Origin of the sequence: Frateuria sp. (assembly GCF_035695185.1) — a bacterium.
Lineage (GTDB): Bacteria > Pseudomonadota > Gammaproteobacteria > Xanthomonadales > Rhodanobacteraceae > Frateuria_A.
Genome location: NZ_DASSES010000085.1, coordinates 1 through 18477 on the forward strand (window position 1 = coordinate 1; position 18477 = coordinate 18477).

General features: G+C 71.2%; 17 protein-coding genes. 8 read left to right on the forward strand and 9 right to left on the reverse strand.

What is annotated here, in order from left to right; all coding sequences use genetic code 11:
- The 4 genes from VFH59_RS05675 to tatC all read left to right on the forward strand — a co-directional run.
- On the forward strand, positions 1-460 hold a 460-nt coding region (locus VFH59_RS05675; RefSeq protein WP_325163916.1), incomplete at its 5' end, for a lipid-binding SYLF domain-containing protein.
- A 66-nt stretch (positions 461-526) separates the two neighbouring features.
- A complete protein-coding gene (gene tatA, locus VFH59_RS05680) occupies positions 527-772 on the forward strand; it encodes a twin-arginine translocase TatA/TatE family subunit (protein WP_325163917.1) in 246 nt (81 codons plus the stop codon).
- Positions 773-790: 18 nt separating this feature from the next.
- On the forward strand, positions 791-1252 hold the full coding sequence (gene tatB / locus VFH59_RS05685; RefSeq protein WP_325163918.1) for a Sec-independent protein translocase protein TatB: 462 nt from the start codon (positions 791-793) through the stop codon (positions 1250-1252).
- On the forward strand, positions 1239-1994 hold the full coding sequence (gene tatC, locus VFH59_RS05690) for a twin-arginine translocase subunit TatC (RefSeq protein ID WP_325163919.1): 756 nt from the start codon (positions 1239-1241) through the stop codon (positions 1992-1994). Before tatB ends, tatC begins: the two co-directional genes overlap by 14 nt.
- Positions 1995-2039: 45 nt before the next feature.
- Here tatC and VFH59_RS05695 read toward each other — a convergent pair whose 3' ends face one another.
- Together VFH59_RS05695 and VFH59_RS05700 are read right to left on the reverse strand one after the other, a co-directional pair.
- Positions 2040-3383, reverse strand: coding sequence for a S41 family peptidase (locus tag VFH59_RS05695; protein WP_325163920.1), 1344 nt, complete (start codon positions 3381-3383; stop codon positions 2040-2042).
- An 86-nt stretch (positions 3384-3469) separates the two neighbouring features.
- The gene (locus VFH59_RS05700) at positions 3470-4645 is read right to left on the reverse strand and encodes a murein hydrolase activator EnvC family protein (protein ID WP_325163921.1); all 1176 of its coding nucleotides are present in this window, start codon (positions 4643-4645) and stop codon (positions 3470-3472) included.
- 140 nt (positions 4646-4785) lie between these two features.
- Between VFH59_RS05700 and VFH59_RS05705 the strand changes: the two genes are divergently transcribed.
- From VFH59_RS05705 to ligB, 4 genes are all read left to right on the forward strand, one after another.
- Positions 4786-6891 carry a TonB-dependent receptor gene (locus VFH59_RS05705; protein WP_325163922.1) on the forward strand — a complete coding sequence of 702 codons (2106 nt, stop codon included), beginning with the start codon at positions 4786-4788 and terminating at the stop codon, positions 6889-6891.
- A 249-nt stretch (positions 6892-7140) separates the two neighbouring features.
- Positions 7141-9966, forward strand: coding sequence for a TonB-dependent receptor (locus tag VFH59_RS05710; RefSeq protein ID WP_325163923.1), 2826 nt, complete (start codon positions 7141-7143; stop codon positions 9964-9966).
- Between the two features lie 91 nt (positions 9967-10057).
- A complete protein-coding gene (locus VFH59_RS05715; protein ID WP_325163924.1) occupies positions 10058-10810 on the forward strand; it encodes an NRDE family protein in 753 nt (250 codons plus the stop codon).
- A gap of 222 nt (positions 10811-11032) precedes the next feature.
- A complete protein-coding gene (gene ligB, locus VFH59_RS05720; protein WP_325163925.1) occupies positions 11033-12718 on the forward strand; it encodes an NAD-dependent DNA ligase LigB in 1686 nt (561 codons plus the stop codon).
- A 108-nt stretch (positions 12719-12826) separates the two neighbouring features.
- On the opposite strand, the gene VFH59_RS05725 is transcribed toward ligB, so the two are convergent.
- From VFH59_RS05725 to dinG, 7 genes are all read right to left on the reverse strand, one after another.
- Positions 12827-13225: a YchJ family protein gene (locus VFH59_RS05725; RefSeq protein WP_325163926.1), complete on the reverse strand. Its 399-nt coding sequence runs from the start codon at positions 13223-13225 to the stop codon at positions 12827-12829.
- Between the two features lie 68 nt (positions 13226-13293).
- Positions 13294-13839, reverse strand: a complete 546-nt coding sequence (locus VFH59_RS05730) for a lipocalin family protein (protein ID WP_325163927.1) — start codon at positions 13837-13839, stop codon at positions 13294-13296.
- An 80-nt stretch (positions 13840-13919) separates the two neighbouring features.
- Positions 13920-14531: a DUF938 domain-containing protein gene (locus tag VFH59_RS05735; RefSeq protein ID WP_325163928.1), complete on the reverse strand. Its 612-nt coding sequence runs from the start codon at positions 14529-14531 to the stop codon at positions 13920-13922.
- Between the two features lies 1 nt (position 14532).
- On the reverse strand, positions 14533-14730 hold the full coding sequence (locus tag VFH59_RS05740) for a hypothetical protein (RefSeq protein ID WP_091337779.1): 198 nt from the start codon (positions 14728-14730) through the stop codon (positions 14533-14535).
- 126 nt (positions 14731-14856) lie between these two features.
- Complete coding sequence (locus VFH59_RS05745) at positions 14857-15444, reverse strand: NnrU family protein (RefSeq protein ID WP_325163929.1); 588 nt, start codon at positions 15442-15444, stop codon at positions 14857-14859.
- 84 nt (positions 15445-15528) lie between these two features.
- A complete protein-coding gene (locus VFH59_RS05750) occupies positions 15529-16095 on the reverse strand; it encodes a HutD family protein (RefSeq protein ID WP_325163930.1) in 567 nt (188 codons plus the stop codon).
- Positions 16096-16182: 87 nt separating this feature from the next.
- Positions 16183-18288, reverse strand: coding sequence for an ATP-dependent DNA helicase DinG (gene dinG / locus VFH59_RS05755; protein ID WP_325163931.1), 2106 nt, complete (start codon positions 18286-18288; stop codon positions 16183-16185).
- Positions 18289-18477: the final 189 nt, after the last annotated feature.

The following is an 18477-nucleotide window of genomic DNA, read 5'->3' on the forward strand; positions in this document are numbered from 1 at the left end:
CCGCCGCGGCGAGGGGCTGATCTCGGTGAAGAGCCCGGACGGCACCTGGTCCAACCCCAGCTTCATCACTCTGACCGGCTGCAGCGTGGGCTTCCAGGCGGGCGTGTCTTCCACCGACGTGGTGCTGGTGTTCCGCACCCAGCGGGGCGTGGATTCGATCGTCAACGGCAAGTTCACCCTCGGCGCCGACGCGGCCGCGGCCGCCGGCCCGGTCGGACGCACCGCCAGTGCCGCCACCGACGCGCAGATGAAGGCGGAGATCTATTCCTACTCGCGCTCGCGCGGCCTGTTCGCCGGCGTGGCACTGGACGGCTCGGTGCTGCGCATCGATTACGACGCCAACGAGGCCGTGTACGGTTCGGGCATCACGCCGCGGCGCATCTTCGAAGGCGGCGTCAGCAATGTGCCGGGCGCGGTCGTGGACTTCCGCGACCAGCTTGAGGAGTACACTGCGCGTTGATCCCGTTGCCGGCATACCGGTTGGCAGCACAGCGTTTTCGGCACAGTCCGTCAGAGGTTTGAAGTCATGGGTCTGGACAGTTTTTGGCATTGGATCATCCTGCTTATCGTGGTGCTGGTGATCTTCGGCACCGGCAAGCTGGCGAAGATGGGCCCGGATCTGGGCAACGCCGTGCGTGGCTTCAAGAAGGCCATGCAGGGTGACGAGGACGAGGACGAGGCCAAGCGCAAGGCGCAGGAACAGCTTCGCGCGGACCCGCCGGCCGCCGACGCCACCGCCAGCAAGGCGCGCGACACCAGCGAAACGAAGTAAGCGCGCGGTGGCGCGGCGATGATCGAGATCAGCTTCGGCAAGATGCTGCTGCTGGCGCTTATTGCGCTGTTGGTGCTCGGCCCGGAAAAGCTGCCAGGCGCGGCGCGCACCGCCGGCGCGCTGGTGCGCCGCGTGCGCAATACCTGGGACAGCGTGCGTGCCGAGGTCGAGCGCGAGCTGGAGATCGAGGAGATCAAGCGCACCGCGCGCGAGGCCGCCGCACGTGCCGAGGCCGCGCAGGCGCAGATGAACGCCACCGCCCGCGACGTGCGCGAGGCGGTCGGCTCGGTGGTGGCGACGCCGTCCCCCGCGCCGGGGGCTGGGCCCCACGCCGAACCGGGTCGCCTGGCCCAGCCCGCCGTCGACGAGGGCGATGAGGGCGACGAGGCGCCGCCCGAGCGCGACACGCGCACCGGCGACCTGTTCGCCGGCGACCCGGAGCACGCGCCGGTGAAGGAACATCCGCATGGCATCGCCTGAGCCCGAGCAGGTCGACCTGCAGCAGGGCCTGTTCTCCCACCTGATCGAACTGCGCTCGCGCCTGCTCAGGGCCTGCGCCACGGTGCTGATCGTGTTGCTGGCGCTGGTTCCGTTCGCCAACCGCCTCTACACGCTGCTGGCCGCGCCGCTGGTGGCGCACCTGCCGCAGGGCGCGCACCTGATCGCCACCGAGGTCGCCAGCCCGTTCATCACGCCGCTCAAGCTCGCCTTCTACACGGCGCTGTTCGCCAGCATGCCGGTGATCCTCTACCAGCTGTGGGCGTTCGTCAGTCCCGGCCTGTACAAGCACGAGAAGCGCCTGGCGCGGCCGCTGCTGCTGGCGGCGCTGGTGCTGTTCTACGTCGGCTGCGCGTTCGCCTATTTCCTGGTGCTGCCGGCGGCGTTCCGCTTCCTCACCGCGGTGACGCCGGTGGGCGTGGAGATGATGACCGACATCACGCATTACCTCGATTTCGTGATGCTGATGTTCTTCGCCTTCGGGCTGTGCTTCGAGGTGCCGGTGGCGGTGGTGATCCTGGCCGCGGTGGGCGTGGTCGATGTCGCCAAGCTGCGCAGCATGCGCCGCTACGCCATCGTCGGCGCGTTTGCGATCGCCGCGGTGATCACGCCGCCGGACATTACCTCGATGGTCATGCTCGCGGTGCCGATGTGCCTGCTCTACGAACTGGGCGTGCTGGCGGTGCGCTGGCTGGTCAAGCCGCGCGACGAGGCATCGGATTGACGCGCCGCTCCCTCTCCCCGCGGGGGAGAGGGAGCCGGGCGCGCGCTACTGCGCGGCGCCCGTGCGATGCCCCAGCGCTAGCCCCTTGAGGATATTCAGCGCCTGCGCCAGCGCGTAATCCTCGGTGGCGAGCTTGGCATTCTCGGCGCTGCCGTCGTTGTCGATGTCCTGCGCGGCGGCGGTGTCCTCGTTGGCCAAGTGGTGCTTGAGGTCCGCCTCCGAGTTGATCAGCTCCGGTTGGCTGTCGGCCTTGTTGACGGTGAGTTCGGCCAGCGCGATGTCCGGCTTGATGCCTTCAGCCTGGATCGAGGTGCCGTTGGGCGTGTAGTAGCGCGCGGTGGTCAGCTTGACCGCGTGGTTGGCATCCAGCGGCAGCACGGTCTGCACCACGCCCTTGCCGAAGGTGCGCCGGCCCACGATCAGCGCGCGCCGGTTGTCCTTGAGCGCGCCGGCGACGATTTCCGCGGCCGAGGCGGTGCCATTGTCGGCCAGCAGCACCATCGGCGCGCCCTGCAGCAGGTCGCCCGGGTGGGCGTCGAACTTCAGGTTGGCATCGGCCAGGCGCCCGCGCGTGCTGACGATGCCGCCGGCGTCCAGGAAGTCGTCACTGACCGCCACCGCCGAGGTGAGCAGGCCGCCGGGATTGGAACGCAGGTCGAGCACCACGCCCTTGGGCTGGCCGTGTTTGGCCACGTAGGCGGCGAACTTGCGCTCCAGGTCGTCGGCGGTGTCTTCCTGGAACTGGCTGATGCGGATGTAGGCGTAGCCCGGCTGCAGTTCGCGCAGCTTCACGCTGGTCACCGAGATGCGCTCGCGCACCAGCGGCAGGTCGACCGGTTTGTCGCTCTTCTCGTGCAGGATCGACAACGTCACCTTGCTGCCCGGTTCGCCGCGCAACAGCTTGAACATGTCGTCCACGTTCTCGGGGTCCACGGCCTTGCCGTCGATCTTGACGATCGTGTCGCCCGGCTTGATGCCGGCCCGCGCCGCCGGCGTGTCGTCGATCGGCGCGATGATGCGCAGCGTGCCGTCCACCTCCAGCACCTCGATGCCCAGCCCGCTGTACTGGCCGGTGGTGTCCTCCGAGAGCTGCTGCAGGCCCTGCTTGTCCAGGTATTCGCTGTGCGGGTCCAGCCCGCTCAGCATGCCGCTGATCGCCGCCTTCATCAGGGTCTTGTTGTCGACCGGCTCGACGTAGGCCTGGCGGACCACTTCGTAGACGCGGCTGAAGTTGCGCACGTCTTCCAGGTCGACCGGCTCGGGTGCGCTCGCCGCCGTGGCCGGCGCCGCCGGCCTTGAGGCGCTGGCCGCGGCCTCCTGCGCGTGCAGTGGCGCGAAAGCCAGCGCGGCGGTCACGGCGCAGGCCAGGGCACGGGGGATCGGATGCATGCGAAGACTCCTGGGTATCCGGCGGCTTTCGACCACGCGGGAGCGCGGTCGTTCCGAAGCTAGCCTGCGGCGGGGCGCAAAAGGCGTCAACGCCGCCTGGCCAGCCAGCCACGCGGGTCGACCGGCTTGTTCTTGTGACGCAGTTCGAAGTACACGCCGGTGTTCACGCCAGTGGGCGGGCTGGCGGTGCCGATCGCTTCGCCGGCCTCCACCTGGTCGCCGACCCGGCGCAGCACGCTTTCGTTGTTGCCGTACATGCTCAGCCAGCCGTCGCCGTGGTTGAGGATCACCAGCAGCCCGTAGCCCCGCAGGAATGCGGCATAGACCACCCGGCCGCGGGCCACCGCATGCACTTCGCTGCCGGCCCCGGCCTTGATCAGCACGCCGTTGCCGTAGCTCACCACGGCACCGCTGGCGGGCCAGGGCAGGTTGCCGCGGATGTCGGCCTTGCCGCCGGCGCGGCTGGGCCCGGCGGGACTCGCGCGCTCGCTGCGCGCGGCCTCGCGGGCGGCCTCGTCGATGGCCCGCTGCAGCTTGTCGACCAGGCGGTCCAGCGACTGTGCGTTCTGCTTCATCGCGGCCAGGCGCTGCGCCTCGTCCTTGTACCTGGCGTCGGCGCGGGCCACCAGCTTCTGCTGCGCGGCACGCTGCGCGGCCAGGGCCTGGGCCTTGTCCGCGCGCTCGGTCCGGGTCGCGGCCAGCGCCTGCTGCTCGGCGGTGATCCGGGCCTCCAGCTCCTGCAGGTGGCCGAGCTCGCCCATCAGGCTGGCGACGCGGGCGGCACGGTCCTGCTGGAAGTACTTCGAATAGACGAGCGTGCGCGCGATCTGCGCGAGGTCCTGGTCGCCCAGCAGCAGGCGCAGGTCGCTGCCACGGCCGAGCATGTAGGTGGCGCGCAGCAGGTCGGCGATGGCCGCGCGCTGGCCGGCCAGGCGTTGCTCCAGCCCGGTGCGCTGCTGCTGCAGTTGCTCCAGCTCCTGTTGCTTGGCCGCCAGTGCGGCGTCGGCCTCGCGCAGGGCACGGGCGGCGTCGGCCAGCGCGTGGGCCTGGCGGGCGAGTTCGGCGTTGGCGCTGTCGCGGCGGGCCGCGGTCTGCGCCTGTTCGCGGGCCAGCGCCTCCATCTTGCTGCGAAGCTCAGCCAGCTGTTGCCGGGCCTGGGCCTGCTTGTGCAGGGAGGATTCCTGCGCAAGGGCCGGCAGGGCGGCGACCAATGCGACGAGGGCCAGCAGGCGGACGAGGACACGAAGGGTAGGGCGGCGCATGGGAAACCATTATCCCCGAAGCGGACGCGTCATAGGCGGCGATGCGGGCATCGCCCGGCCTGATGCCCGTGCCCGCCTGCGACGGACCCTACACGGGCGGCCGCTACCATCGCTCGATCGGATATCGAACAGGCGGTGCAATGGGCAGGCTGTTGGCGTGGGGTGCGATCACGGCGTTCGGGTGGCCGCTGGTGGCGGCGGCCCAGGCCGTCACGGAGCTGCCGCCGGTACCGGTGCAGGCGATACGGCTGGACATCCCGCCGCTCGACCTGCCGGCCGCCCTCGCGCGCGTGCCGGTGGCCACCAGCGCCAGCGGTAAGCCCGGCGTGAACCTGTCCGAGGCACTGGTCGGGGTGCCCGGGGTGCTGGCGCGCAACCGCCAGGATTACGCCCAGGACGAGCAACTGTCGATCCGCGGTTTCGGCGCGCGCGCAAGCTTCGGCGTGCGAGGCGTGCGCCTGTACGTCGACGGCATTCCGGCGACGATGCCGGACGGGCAGGGCCAGCTCTCGCACATCGCGCTGGCGGCGGCCGATCGGGTGGAGGTGTTGCGCGGGCCGTTCTCGGCGCTGTACGGGAACTCCTCCGGCGGCGTGGTGCAGGTGTGGACCGCCGCAGGCGGTCCGGTACCGGTGCGCGCGCTGGAAGCGTTCGTCGGCGCCGACGCCAGCCGGCGCGCGAGTGCCGAGGCGCGGGGCATCGCGGGCCCGCTCAACTACAACGTGGCGGTCGGCCACTTTCGCACCGACGGCTTCCGCGCGCACAGCCGCGCGCAGCGCACCTCGGGCAACGCCCGGCTCGGCTTCCAGCTCGGCGCGGGACGTACGCTGACCCTGCTCGTCAACACGCTCGCGCAACCGCAGGCGCAGGACCCGCTGGGCCTCACCCGGGCGCAGTGGCGGACCGATCCGCGCCAGGCGGCCGCCCCCGCCTTCGCCTTCGATACACGCAAGAGCGTGCGGCAGCAGCAACTGGGCGCGGTCTGGAACGCCGAAGGCGCGCGCGATGGCGTGCGCCTGATGGGCTATGCCGGCCGGCGCGAGGTGACCCAGGTTCTGTCGATCCCGGCCATGGCGCAGCAAAGCCCGCTCAGCGCCGGCGGCGTGATCGACCTGGCCGGGGGCTACGGGGGCGCCGACGCGCGCTGGACCCATCGCGCCCAGGCGCTCGGGCGGCCACTGGAATGGGTGCTGGGCGCGAGCTGGGACGGGCAAGACCAGCACCGGCGCGGCTACGAGAATTTCGTCGGCGACACGCTTGGCGTGGCCGGCGCGCTGCGCCGCGACGAGCGCGACCGGGTGCAGGCCTTCGACCAGTACGCCCAGCTGTACTGGCACCTCGCCGAGCGCTGGGCGCTGCTGCTCGGTGCGCGCCACAGCGAGGTGGCCTTCCGCACGCGCGACCGTTACGTCACCGCCGCCAACCCGGACGACAGCGGCCGGGTGCGCTATCGCGCCACCACGCCGGTGGCGGGGATCGACTACCGGCCCAACGCGCAGCTGCGCCTGTACGCCAGCTACGGCGAGGGCTTCGAGACGCCCACCTTCAACGAGCTGGGCTACCGCCGCGACGGTGGCGCGGGCCTGGCGCTCGACCTGGCCCCGGTGCGCAGCCGCAACGGCGAGCTGGGCGTGAAATGGCAGTCGCGCAATGGCTTAGGCGCCGCGCTCGCGCTGTTCCGCGCCGACAGCCGCGACGAACTGGCGGTGGCGAGCAACCACGATGGCCGCTCCACTTATCGCAACGTCGGCCGCAGCCGCCGGCAGGGCGCGGAACTGGCGGTCGATGGCGAACTCGGCGCCGGCTGGCGCCTGCAACTGGGGATGACCTGGCTGGATGCGCGTTTCCGCAGCGGCTTCCTGGCCTGCGCCGACACGCCCTGCCTTGCCCCCGACCTGCCGGTCCCGCCCGGCACACGCATCCCCGGGGTGCCGCGCCGCTACGGTTCGCTGCGCCTCGAGCGCGGCGGCGAACTGGGCTGGCGCGGCGGTATCGAGTTCGAAGGGGTGGGCGCCGTGCCGGTGGACGATCGCAACAGCGCCATGGCCCCGGGCTACCTGCGCACGGGCGTCGACCTCGGCTACGGCCTGGCGCTCGGCGATGCCCGGCTGCATCTCTCCGCACGGGTCGACAACCTGTTCGACCGTCGCACCGTCGGCTCGGTGATCGTCAACGACGGCAATGGCCGCTACTACGAGCCGGCGCCCGGACGGAGCGTGCTCGTCGGCGTGCGGATGGAGCTGTGAACGTATGGACGTCCAGGCGTCCATACAGGCAGGCGCCAGGGTGCCTGCGAAAGCCCGCCACACAGGCATTTCGTTGCGCGACGCGGGGCTGCGTTTCGGAAACCGCCAGACAGCGTTAATTGCTTGTAAGTGCGGGTGCAAAGTGGAAGACTCTCCATCGCGCAATTCCCCTCGCCCGTAGACCGGCGGCGCATCCCAACACCGCAGTCCTCGGGCGCATTGCGCACCCCCACAACCGAGGATCGAGTCATGAAGCCGAACAAGCTCGCTACGGCGTTGGCTTTGCTGTTGACGCCCCTAGGTTCCGTTTACGCCCAGACCCCTCCGCCTGCCGACGCCCCCGTCCCCGCGCCACCACCGCAGGACCAGCAGCAGGCCAACCCCCAACAGGCGCAGCAACTGCAGACGATCACGGTCACCGGCTCGGCGATCCCGCGTATCGACGTGGAGACGCCTTCGCCGGTCACCGTGATCACCGCGGCGCAGATCCAGCGCAGTGGCCTGAAGACCGTCAGCGACGTGGTGCGCGCGATCTCGGCCGACAACAGCGGCTCGATTCCGACCGCCTTCACCGCCGGCTTCGCCGCCGGCTCCGCCGGCGTCGCGCTGCGCGGGCTGACGGTCAATTCCACGCTGGTGCTGGTCGATGGCCGCCGCTCGACCAACTACCCGCTGGCGGACGACGGCCAGCGCACCTTCGTCGACCTCAACACCATCCCGGTCAACGCGATCGATCGCATCGACGTGCTGAAGGACGGCGCCTCCTCGCTGTACGGCGCGGATGCGATCGCCGGCGTGGTCAACATCATCCTCAAGCACGACTACAAGGGCCTGGAGGGTACCGCCGAGGTCGGCACCTCGCAGCGCGGCGGCGGCACCACGCGGCGCGTGACGCTGCTGTTCGGCGGCGGCGACCTGCAGGAGAACGGCTGGAACGCCTACGGCAGCGTCGAGGCGCAGAAGGACGACCGCATCTGGGCCCGGGACCGCGGCTATCCCTACAACACCACCGACCTCAGCCCCGGCGGCGGCAGCGACCTCAACTGGGGCCAGCCCGGCTTCAACACCGGCTCGATCTGGGGCATGGTGCAGCCCGCCGACCCCGGTCTTCCCGGGACGGGCGGCCAGCAGACCGGTACCGCGGTGCCCGGCGCGCTGTGGCAGCCGCTGCGCCCGTGCGGGCCCGGCTCGACGCTGGTGACCAACCCGCTCGGCAGCGGCTGCGAGCAGAACCAGATCGCCGACTACGTCGACCTGGCGCCCAAGCAGGAACGCGCGGGCGTCTACGGGCGCCTGACCGTGAAGGTGGGCGACACCAGCGAGGCCTACGTCAGCGGCAGCTACTACCACAACAAGGTGGAGGCGGCCGCCGTGCCGCCGCAGATCCGTGCCGGTACGCCGGTCAACACCCGTTCGATCGTGCTGCCGGCGACCCTGCCCGACGGTTCGGACAACCCGAACAACCCGTTCCCCGGCCAGCCCGCGTTGATCACCTATGCCTTCGGCGACATCCCCGGCGGCGCCAAGAACGTCAACGACAACGTGCGCTTGGTCGGCGGGATCCACGGCGTGTGGGGCGACTGGAACTACGACAGCGCGCTGGTGCTCAACCACAGCTCGCTGGACGTCAACAACTACGGCTTCCTCAACTACGCCGCGCTGATCAGTGCGGTCAACAACGGCACCTACAACTTCATCGACCCGTCACAGAACTCGCCCGAGCTGCTCGCCCAGCTCGCGCCGGTGCTGCACAAGCGCTCGACCACCGACCTGCAGTCGCTCGACTTCCACGTCACGCGCCCGTTGATGGACCTGCCGGGCGGTTCGCTGGGGCTGGCCACGGGCGTGGACCTGCGCCGCGAGAAGCAGTCCGACCCGGATCTCAACCCGGGCCTGGCCGCGGAAGGCCTGGGCGTGGCGCACACCTTCGGCAAGCGCACGGTGAAGGGCGCCTATGTCGAGCTGGATGCGCCGTTCCTGGAGTCGCTGGAAGTGGACGTGTCCGGCCGCTACGACCGGTACTCCGACTTCGGCAGCAACTTCTCGCCCAAGCTGGGCTTCAAGTGGAAGCCGATCGAGTCGCTGGCGATCCGCGGCACCTGGTCGAAGGGGTTCCGCGCGCCGAGCTTCGCCGAGAACGGCTCGAGCGAGTCGGAGGGCTTCGCCACCTACAACCTGCCCGACGACTACGTGGCGGCCCACGGCAGCGATGCCTATACCCGCCCGTACAGCCTGGCCTTCGACACTATCGGCAACCCCGACATCAAGCCGGAGAAGTCCAAGAGCTGGACGTTCGGCGTGCTGTGGCAGCCGGCGGCGCAGTTCAGCGCGTCGCTGGACTACTACGACATCAAGAAGACCGGCGTGATCGGCCAGTTCGACCCGCAGGCGGTGCTGGACGCCTACTTCGCGGGCCAGCCGCTGCCGCCGGGTTCGGCGATCGTGCCGGACGTGCCCGATCCGGAGCATCCGACGCTGCTGCCCAAGCCGGTGGTGGTGCAGGCGCCGTACGTCAACCAGAACTCGCTGCAGACCAAGGGCGTCGACCTGGACCTGATCGGCAATTTCGACTTCGGCGGCAACGTCAAGCTGCGCAGCGAGTTCAGCGCGACGCGCATCTTCGAGTGGAACCTCACCCTGCAGGACGGCACGGTGCAGCGCTTCGTCGGCACGCACGGCGTGTATGCCGTGTCCTCTGGCGCCGGCACGCCGCGCGACCGCGCGACCTGGTCGAACAGCGTCATGTTCGGTCCGGCCACGGTCACCGGCACGCTGTACTACACCAGCGGCATCAGCATGACCTCGCCGGATGCCGGCGAAGGCTGCATCTCCACCGACGACAACGGCGATCCGTTCCCGCCGAGCTGCCACGTCGGCGCCTGGACCCAGTTCGACCTGACCGGCAACTACGATTTCAACGACCACTTCTCGGTCTACGCGTCGGTGCTCAATGCCTTCGACCGCCATGCGCCCTTCGACCCGGCCAACTACGCCGGGGTCAACTACAACCCGACCTGGTCGCAGATGGGCATGGTCGGGCGCTTCTACACGGTGGGCGTGAAGTACAAGATGTGAGCCCGTGGAAACGGGCCTTGGGGGCGCGCCGCCCGGCGCGCCTTTTTTTGCCGGGTCACAATAGCGCTACCTCCGTCGGCCCGAACCGCGTATGTGCCTGACCGCTTTCGCCTGGAACGTCCACCCGCGCTGGCGGCTGGTGCTGGTCGCCAACCGCGACGAATACCACGCGCGACCGAGCGCACCGCTCACCCGCTGGGAGGACATCCCGGTGATCGCCGGGCGTGATCTGGAGGCCGGCGGCACCTGGCTCGGGGTGACCGCGGGCGGGCGGTGCGGCGTGGTCACCAACGTGCGCGATCCGCGTCTCCCGCAGGAGGGCCTCTCGCGCGGCCTGCTGGTGACCGACTGGCTGCGCGGCCAGGCCGGTGCCAGTGCGCATGCGCACGTGTTGTGCGAGACGGCCGCGGCCTACCGTCCGTTCAACCTGCTTACCTTCGACGCCGAGGCGGCGTTCTACCTGGGCAATCGGCCCGCGCCGCGCGCGCAGGCGGTGGCGCCCGGCGTGCACGGCCTGTCCAATGCCGACTTCAACACGCCCTGGCCGAAGACGCGCCAGCTGATGGCGCGGCTGCAGGCGTGGCTGGATGGGGCGTCGGAGGATGTCACCCCGCTGTTCGCGGCCCTGGCGGACGAGCAGCCGGCCCCCGATCACGAACTGCCGGACACCGGCATCGGCCGTGAGCGCGAACGCCGGCTCTCGCCGGCGTTCATCAGCGGGCGCGACTACGGCACCCGCGCGAGCACGCTGGTGATGATCGGGCATTCGGGCCACGGCCGGATCGTCGAGCGGCGCTTCGGCCCGGATGGACGTCCGGACGGCCAGACTGACCTGGCGTGGTAGGCGTGCCTGCCCGCAGGCGACGGGCTCGCGCGATCCCCCCTTACCCCCGGGGCGAGGGTGGGACCGGGGCGACGGGGCTCGCCCGGGCCCCGCACCGGGCCCCCGCCGTCGGCTGACCCATCGATCGGGCGCGTCCTACGCGGCCAGACGGTGGCTGCCGATGCTCCGGCACCTCTCTGCAACGCTACCCTCCCGGACCTGCCACACGCGAGGAAGCGACCGATGCGACATGGATGGCGCTGGTGGATGCTGGCCGGATGCCTGCTGATCAGGCCATGCCTGGCTGGCTGCCCGGCCTGGGATGCGTCGCGCGCCACGCGCGAACTGCACGCGCTGCACGACCAGCTCGACCGCTGGAATCACGCCTATCGCACCGGGGGACGATCGCCCGTCGACGATGCGATCTACGACCAGGCCCTGGCCCGCTATGAAGGCTGGCGCGCCTGCTTCCCCCGACTGGCGCCGCCGGCGCTGGCACACCTGGCCGACGCGACCGGTCCGGTGCGCACGCCGGTCGCCCAGACGGGCCTGGCCAAGCTTCCCGATGGCGCCGCGGTGCAGGCGTGGATGAGCGCGCGGGGCAACCGCGACCTGTGGGTGCAGCCCAAGGCCGATGGCGTGGCGGTGACGCTGCTGTACCGGGACGGGCGGCTGCGCCAGGCGGTCAGTCGTGGCGACGGCCTGCATGGCTCGGACTGGACCGCCAAGGTGCAGCGCATCGCCGCCGTACCTAAGCGCCTCGCGCACGCGCCCGCGCGGGTGGTGCTGCAGGGCGAGCTGGTGTGGCGGTTGCCGGGGCATCGCCAGGCTGTCGACGGCGGCGTGCGGGCACGGGCGGACGTGGCTGGCGCGCTGGCGCGCGAACCGCTCGATGCGCGGGCCGCGGCGCACATCGGCCTGTTCGTCTGGGACTGGCCGAGCGGGCCGGCCGACATGCACGCCCGCCTGGCCGGCCTGCAGGCCATGGGCTTCGGCGCCAGCGCGGCGCTCACCCGGCCGGTGACCAGCCTGGCAGAGGTCAGGCGCTGGCGGGAGCGCTGGTACCGCCAGGCGCTGCCCTTCGCCACCGACGGCACCGTGCTGCGCCAGGGCCACCGGCCGCGCGGCACCGACTGGCAACCCGCGCCACCGGACTGGGCGATCGCCTGGAAATACCCGCCGGCCCGGGCGCTGGCGACGGTACGCGCGGTCGACTTCCGTCGCGGCCGGCGCGGCCGCATCAGCGTAGTGCTGGAGCTGGAGCCGGTCGTGCTGGACGACCGCACCGTCCGGCGCGTGGCCGTCGGCTCGCTGGCGCGCTGGCGCAAGCTCGACGCACGGCCCGGCGACCAGGTCGCCCTGTCCCTGGCCGGCCTGACCATCCCGCGGTTCGATGGCGTGGTGTGGCGCACCCGCGAGCGTGTCGCGGTCGCCATGCCGCGGGGACCGTCGCGCGATGGACTGGACTGCTGGCACCCGCAGGCGGGTTGCGAGCGACAGTTCCTGGCCAGGCTGGTGTGGCTGAGCGGCCGCCAGGGCCTGCACATCGACGGCATGGGCGAGGCGACCTGGCGGGCACTGGTGGATGCCGGGCAGGTGCATGGACTGCTCGACTGGCTCGCGCTTACGCCCGCGCGGCTGGCCGCCGTGCCCGGCATTGGTAGCGCCCGCGCCCAGCACCTGGCGCAGGCGTTCGCCCGCAGCCGCACCGCGGGCTTCGCGGCGTGGCTGCGCGCCCTGGGCATGCCGCCGGCGGGTGCGGCCGAGTTGACCGACTGGCGTGCGCTGGCCGCGCGGGACGCCGCCGCGTGGGAGAAGGAGCCTGGCGTGGGTCCCGGGCATGCCGCCCGGCTGCAGGCGTTCTTCCGGCATCCGGAAGTGGGCAGGCTCGCTGCGCGTTTGCATGCGGCGGGTGTCGCGGGGTTCTAGTCCATGGCACGCCGGAACACGGCCGGGGCGCACCCGTGCCCGGCCACGCGTCTTCACCCGGGCACCCCCCGGTGTGCACCGATGCGCCCCTTCGAAGGGCTGCGTTTGCTAGGCGAGGATCTCGCCGTCCACGTAATACCAGCGGCCGTCCTCGCGCCGGAACCGGCTCACCTCGTGCAGGCGCTGCGCGCGCCCGCCGCCGTAACGCAGGCGGGCGATGAACTCGACCAGCGCTTCGCTGGTGCCGTCTTCGTGGCGCCTGACCGACAGCCCGAGCCAGCTCGGTGCCGGCTGCTGCGTGGCCAGCTTCAGGTGCGCCGGCCGCGTGCTGGGATGCCAGGTCGCCAGCAGGTAATCCTCGCGCTTGAGCACATAGGCGCTGTAGCGCGAGCGCATCAGTGCCTCGGCGTCGGCTGCGGGGGCTCCCTCGTGCAGCGGCCCGCAGCAGCGCGCGTAGCCGGCAACGTTGCCGCAAGGGCAGGGGGTGAGGGTGTCGACGGCGCGCACGTGGGCAGGGTCCGCGGGGAAATGCTGCGGCCATCCTGACGCCTCGGCGGAAAAATGCAAAGCGGCGTTCAGTCGAAGCGCTGGCGCGAGACCAGCAGCGGCGCCAGGTCATAGCCCATGCGCCGCGGGATCGCCTTCAGTTCCTCGAGCAGGTGGTAATCCATGCGTGGTTCGCGGCCCAGGATCCACAGGTAGCGCCGCCGCGGCTCGCCGACCACCGCCCAGCGGTAGTCCCGGTCGAGCCCGATCACCCAGTGGTCGTTCCAGACGAAGCGCAGCCGTTCCAGCCAGGCCGGCGCAAAGCGCAGCTGCAGCCTGGCCGGTTCCCGCAATGGCTCGGGCTGGCGCAGCACGCCGTGCGCCTCACTCAGCAGGCCGTCCTCGCCCCGGCAGGTGCTGACCACCGCGACCAGCCCGTCGTCGCGTGGCGCGTACTCCAGCGTGAGCTCGCCCGCGCAGCGGCGCTGGAACGGCAGCGGCAACCAGGCCAGGCCGTGCCAGCGGCCGATGTAGCGCTCCAGGTCCAGCCACGGAACCGCCTCCACGCCACGTCTCGCCGCGCCGCCGGGGCGCGGGGTGCGTTGCGACGATCGCCTGCCTGTGTGCTGTTGCATGGAGGGCCTGGACAACGAAGGCAGTCCATGAGGCGCGCGGCGGGATCAATCCGGCGTCAAGCGCGCGCCATCGGCGACGGTCACGGAGCCCGCGCCGCAGTGCTCTGGCGGCGCCACAGGCGGCAGCGGTTGTTCGCCGGCATCGCGCGGTCCTCCAGCAGCGCGAAGCCAGCCTCCCGCGCCAGGGCGTCCACCGCCGCGGCATCGCGCAGCCCCATGCGCGGATCGCGCGCCCTGAGCGAACGGTCGAAGGCAGCGTTGCTGTCGCTGGTGCATTCCCCGTCGCGGTTGAACGGGCCGTAGATCGCCAGCATGGCGCCGTCCGCGGTGATGGCCGGCAGGTGCGCGAACAACACCCGCACCTCCGCCCAGCCCATGATGTGCAGCGTGTTGGCGCTGAATACCGCATCGTAGCGCGTGGCCGGCCAGGTGCCGGTCACGTCCAGCTCGATCGGTGCGGGCGTGTTCGGCAAGCCGGCCTCGTCCAGCCATGCCCGGATGCCCGGCAGCTGCGCCGCACGATCGGAACACTGCCAGCTGAGCCAGGGCATGGCCGCCGCGAAGTGCGCCGCGTGCTGGCCGGTGCCGCTGCCGATCTCGAGCACGCGCCTGCAGGAAGCGAAGGCCTCGCGCAGGACCGCCAGGATCGGCTCGCGGTTGCGTTCGCAGGCGGGTGCGAACGGCTTGTCCACGTCAGGCCGGGCGGCCGCGGAGCACGCGGGCAGGCAGCATCAGCAGCGCGCCGAGGAAGGCGAACACCGCATGCAGGGTGATGCCCACCAGCCGGAACGGCAGCGAGACCAGCCAGACGATCGGCCACAGGACCAACGCCAGCAACGCCAGTGGCCAGCAGAACACGAGCAGCAGCAACCAGAGCAGGAAACCGACCATGACCGGACCTCGGGTGGTGGGAAGAAAACACTCTAGCGCGAGCCGGCAGGCACCGCGTAGATGACTGGCGGCACCCCGCGGGCGCGCGGGCCCGGGAATGCCCGTGGCGACTGGGCGAGGGCTTTCTCAATGCATGCCGGACATCGGGTCGACCCCGATCAGCCAGCGGTGCAACCAGAACGCGAACGACCCCCAGGCAATGACGCCGATCACCACGGTGACCACGTCCCCGCGCAGCGTGCCGGGCGCATGGACCACGCCTTCCAGCCGTTCGCGCTGGCGCAGCCAGATGGCCATCGGCACCGACCAGGCGAGGAACGCGCCGAACAGCACCACGTCGTGCAGCAACCCGGTGGCGAGCAGGTGGCCCGAGGCCCACACCGCGACACCCAGCAGCATGGGTTGGCCCACGGCCGCCTTGATGTGGTTGCGCGGCACGTACGCGGCGGCGGTGAGGACGAACGCAACCAGGGTGAACAGCGCGTTGAGGTGGTCCATGGCCGGCGGTGGCGCGTACAGCACCAGTGGCAGGCGCCGCGCCTGCCCGAAACCGATGCAGGTCAGCACCAGGCCGGCCAGTGCGACCAGGGCGAACACGCCCTTCCAGCTCCGTTCGCCGAAACGGCCGATCTGTCGCTGGCGCCAGCGCGGGAAGACCAGGGGCACCACATGCACGCCGAGGAGGACGAACAGGCCGTAGATCATCAGCTGCATCGTGTTTCTCCTTGAACCGGTGGGCCGATCATAGGCACGGTGGGGCGAGCCGCCGTGACGATGGCAGCCCGCACGCACGGTGGTTCAGCCGGCTGGCGCGACCTCCACGGCGAGCACCACGCTGCCGGGCGCCAGTCCGAGCCGGGCCGCTGCCCCTGCCGGGCGCAGCCAGGCATCGCCTGCCCCCAGGGTGTCTCCGTCCAGCTGCAGGCGGCCGCGTGCGCAGTACAGCAGCACCGTGTCGGCGTGCAGCCGGGCATGGTCCGGGTGGTGCCACACCGCGACGCGACCGCGGGCCCGGTCGCGTCGGACCATCAGGTTGAAGTCGCGGGTGGGGCCGTCGGCCAGGGTCACCGCGACCTGCGTCTCGCCGGGGAAGGCGAACGGCGCGAACGGCTCGGTGAGCGCATGGAGGCGGCCATCGTCCAGCGCCATGGTGAAGCCCCCGCCCTCCAGCAGCACGATCGTGCGGTCGATGCCGGGGAAGGCGGAAAACGGTGCGGCGCTGTCGACCTCGGCCACGCTCACCCGCCAGAGGAACCCGTCCATGCCGGCGCCCGGCGGTGCCACGGCCAGTTCGCGGGTACGGCCCAGGCCATTCTTCCAGGGGCGGGCGGGGCAGTCGCGCAGGTGCAAAATCGACTCGGACACGGCAGGTCCCGGGGAAGTAATCATTTCATTGTAGAGGTCGTGGCCGGCACCGCGCCGGGCGCATCGCCGGAGTCGAGCGGTGACCGCTCAGGCGGCGCGCTCGATCACCCGCTGGAACGGCGGCAACGCGCGCAGCATGCCGGCGCCGTAGCGCTTGGTGACCACGCGCCGGTCCAGCAGCACGATGCGCCCGCGGTCGGTTTCGCTGCGGATCAGGCGGCCGCAGTACTGGGTGAGCAGGCGCGTCGCCTCGGGGATGCTCACTTCCATGAACGGGTTGCGTCCGCGCGATTCCAGCCATTCGGCATAGGTAGCGCCGACCGGGTCGGTCGGCACGGCGAACGGCAGCTGGGTGATCACCACCGTCTCGCACAGCTTGCCGGGCAGGTCCAGGCCCTCGCCGAAGGACGCCAGGCCGAACAGCGTGCTGCCCTTGCCCGCCTCGACGTCGGCAATGTGCTCGGCGATCAGCTGCGCCTTGCCGAGCGAGCCCTGCGCGCGCACCTTGCGTACCTTGTCGATCGGCAGGCGCTGCAGCACGCGGTCGAGCTTGGCGCGCGAGGTGAACAGCACCAGGTTGCCGGCGGTCCAGTCCAGGTGTTCGGCCAGCCAGTCGCAGATCGCCTGCGCGTGCGCCTCGCGCGCATCCGGCAGCACGTCGATCGCCGGCACTTCCAGCCGCGCCTGTGCGGCCAGGTCGAACGGCGAAGGCAGGCTCAGCGTGACCGCGTCGTCGGGCAGCCCGACGGCGTCGGCGAAGCCGCGGAAGTTGCCGCCGGCGCTCAGCGTGGCCGAGGTCAGCACCACGCCACTGGCGTTGTTCCACAGCACGTGGCGCAGCAGTCCACCGGCGGAGACGGACGAGGCGTGGCAGACCAGCTGCTGGTCGCCGGCCAGGGTCACCCAGCGCGCCAGCGGCGGCGCGTTGTCGGCGTCCTCGCCCGCCCACGCGCGCCAGGTGCGCTCCTGCCGGTCCAGCCGCTCCAGCGCCATGCCCAGCTCGCGCGCCAGCGCTTCCTGGGTCGGGCCGCCGTCGGTCATCTCGACCACCGCGCGGCGCACGGCGGTCAGCCAGCGCTGGATCTCGGCGGTCTGTACGTGCAGCGCCTGTGCCTGCAGCACCCAGTCCTCCGGCAGCTGGCCGAGCGAGCCGCGGTACATCGGTTCGTTCTCGGCCGGGTCGGGCAGCCACGCCAGGCGGATCGCCTTTTCCAGTTCTTCCAGCCCGTCGGAGAGCTCCTGCAGCTTCGCATCGCCGGCATCGAGCGTGAGCTTGCCGAGCGACTCCTTGTCGGTGAGCGAGTAGGCCGCGTGCACCTGCCGCGCGAGCCGGCTCAACTGGCGCACGCTGGCGCCCAGGTAGACCTCGGCGGCGCCGCGGTCGATCGCCTTGGCCGGCACGTGATGCGCCTCGTCGAACACGTACAGCGTCTCGGCCGGCTTGGGCAGGATCACGCCGCCCCAGCCCTCGTCCTCGCCGGGCATGGTGAGGTCGGCCAGCACCAGGTCCTGGTTGGCCACGATCAGGTCGGCGTCCGCCACGGCGCGGCGTGCGGCGAAGAACGGGCAATTCATGAAATGAATGCACTTGCGCCCGGTGCAGCCGCCGGCGCTGGTGGTGAGCAGGGGGCGCAGCACGTCACCGACCGGCTCCGGGGCCGCATCCATGTCGCCGTTCCATTCACCGCGCTCGAATGCGCCGGCGAGCTTGGACAGCGCCTGCTTGTCGCGTTCGGCCGGCGGCTTCGACCACAGCGCGAGATCCGCCTCGAAACCCAGGCCCAGCTGGCTGCCTTCCGCGCCCATGCCCTGGCGTGCCATTGCCAGGTTGCGCGGGCAGAGATAGCGGCCGCGGCCCTTGGCCAGCGCGACCTTCGCCTCGCTGCCGTCGAGCTTGAGGTACAGCGGAATGTCGCGCTCCACCAACTGCTCCTGCAGCGCCACCGTGGCGGTGGCGATCAGCAGTTTCTTCTTGTGTGCGCGCGCCACCTGCATGCCTGCGATCAGGTAGGCCATCGACTTGCCGGTGCCGGTCGGCGCCTCGACCACCGCCGCGCCACCCTCGGCCGCCAGCGCCTTGGCGACCTCGGCGATCATCCGGCCCTGCGCGGCGCGCGGGCGGAAGCCGGGCAGGCCTTCCTTCAGGCGCGTGTAGGCGGCGCGGATCGCGTCCTTGGTGGCGTGGGTGAGCATCGCGTGATTCTAGCCCGCGCGACCGGGTTCCGCCGTGGCAGGTTCCGCTGCATGCGGCTCAAGATAGGTTCGCCGCGGCCGATCTTGTGGTATGCATCAAGGGTGGGTTCGAGCCGGGGGGAGTACGGTATTCCCATGATTCGGCGTTGTGGTGGCGTGTTGGCGCGTGATCGGACCGGTGGCTGCGGC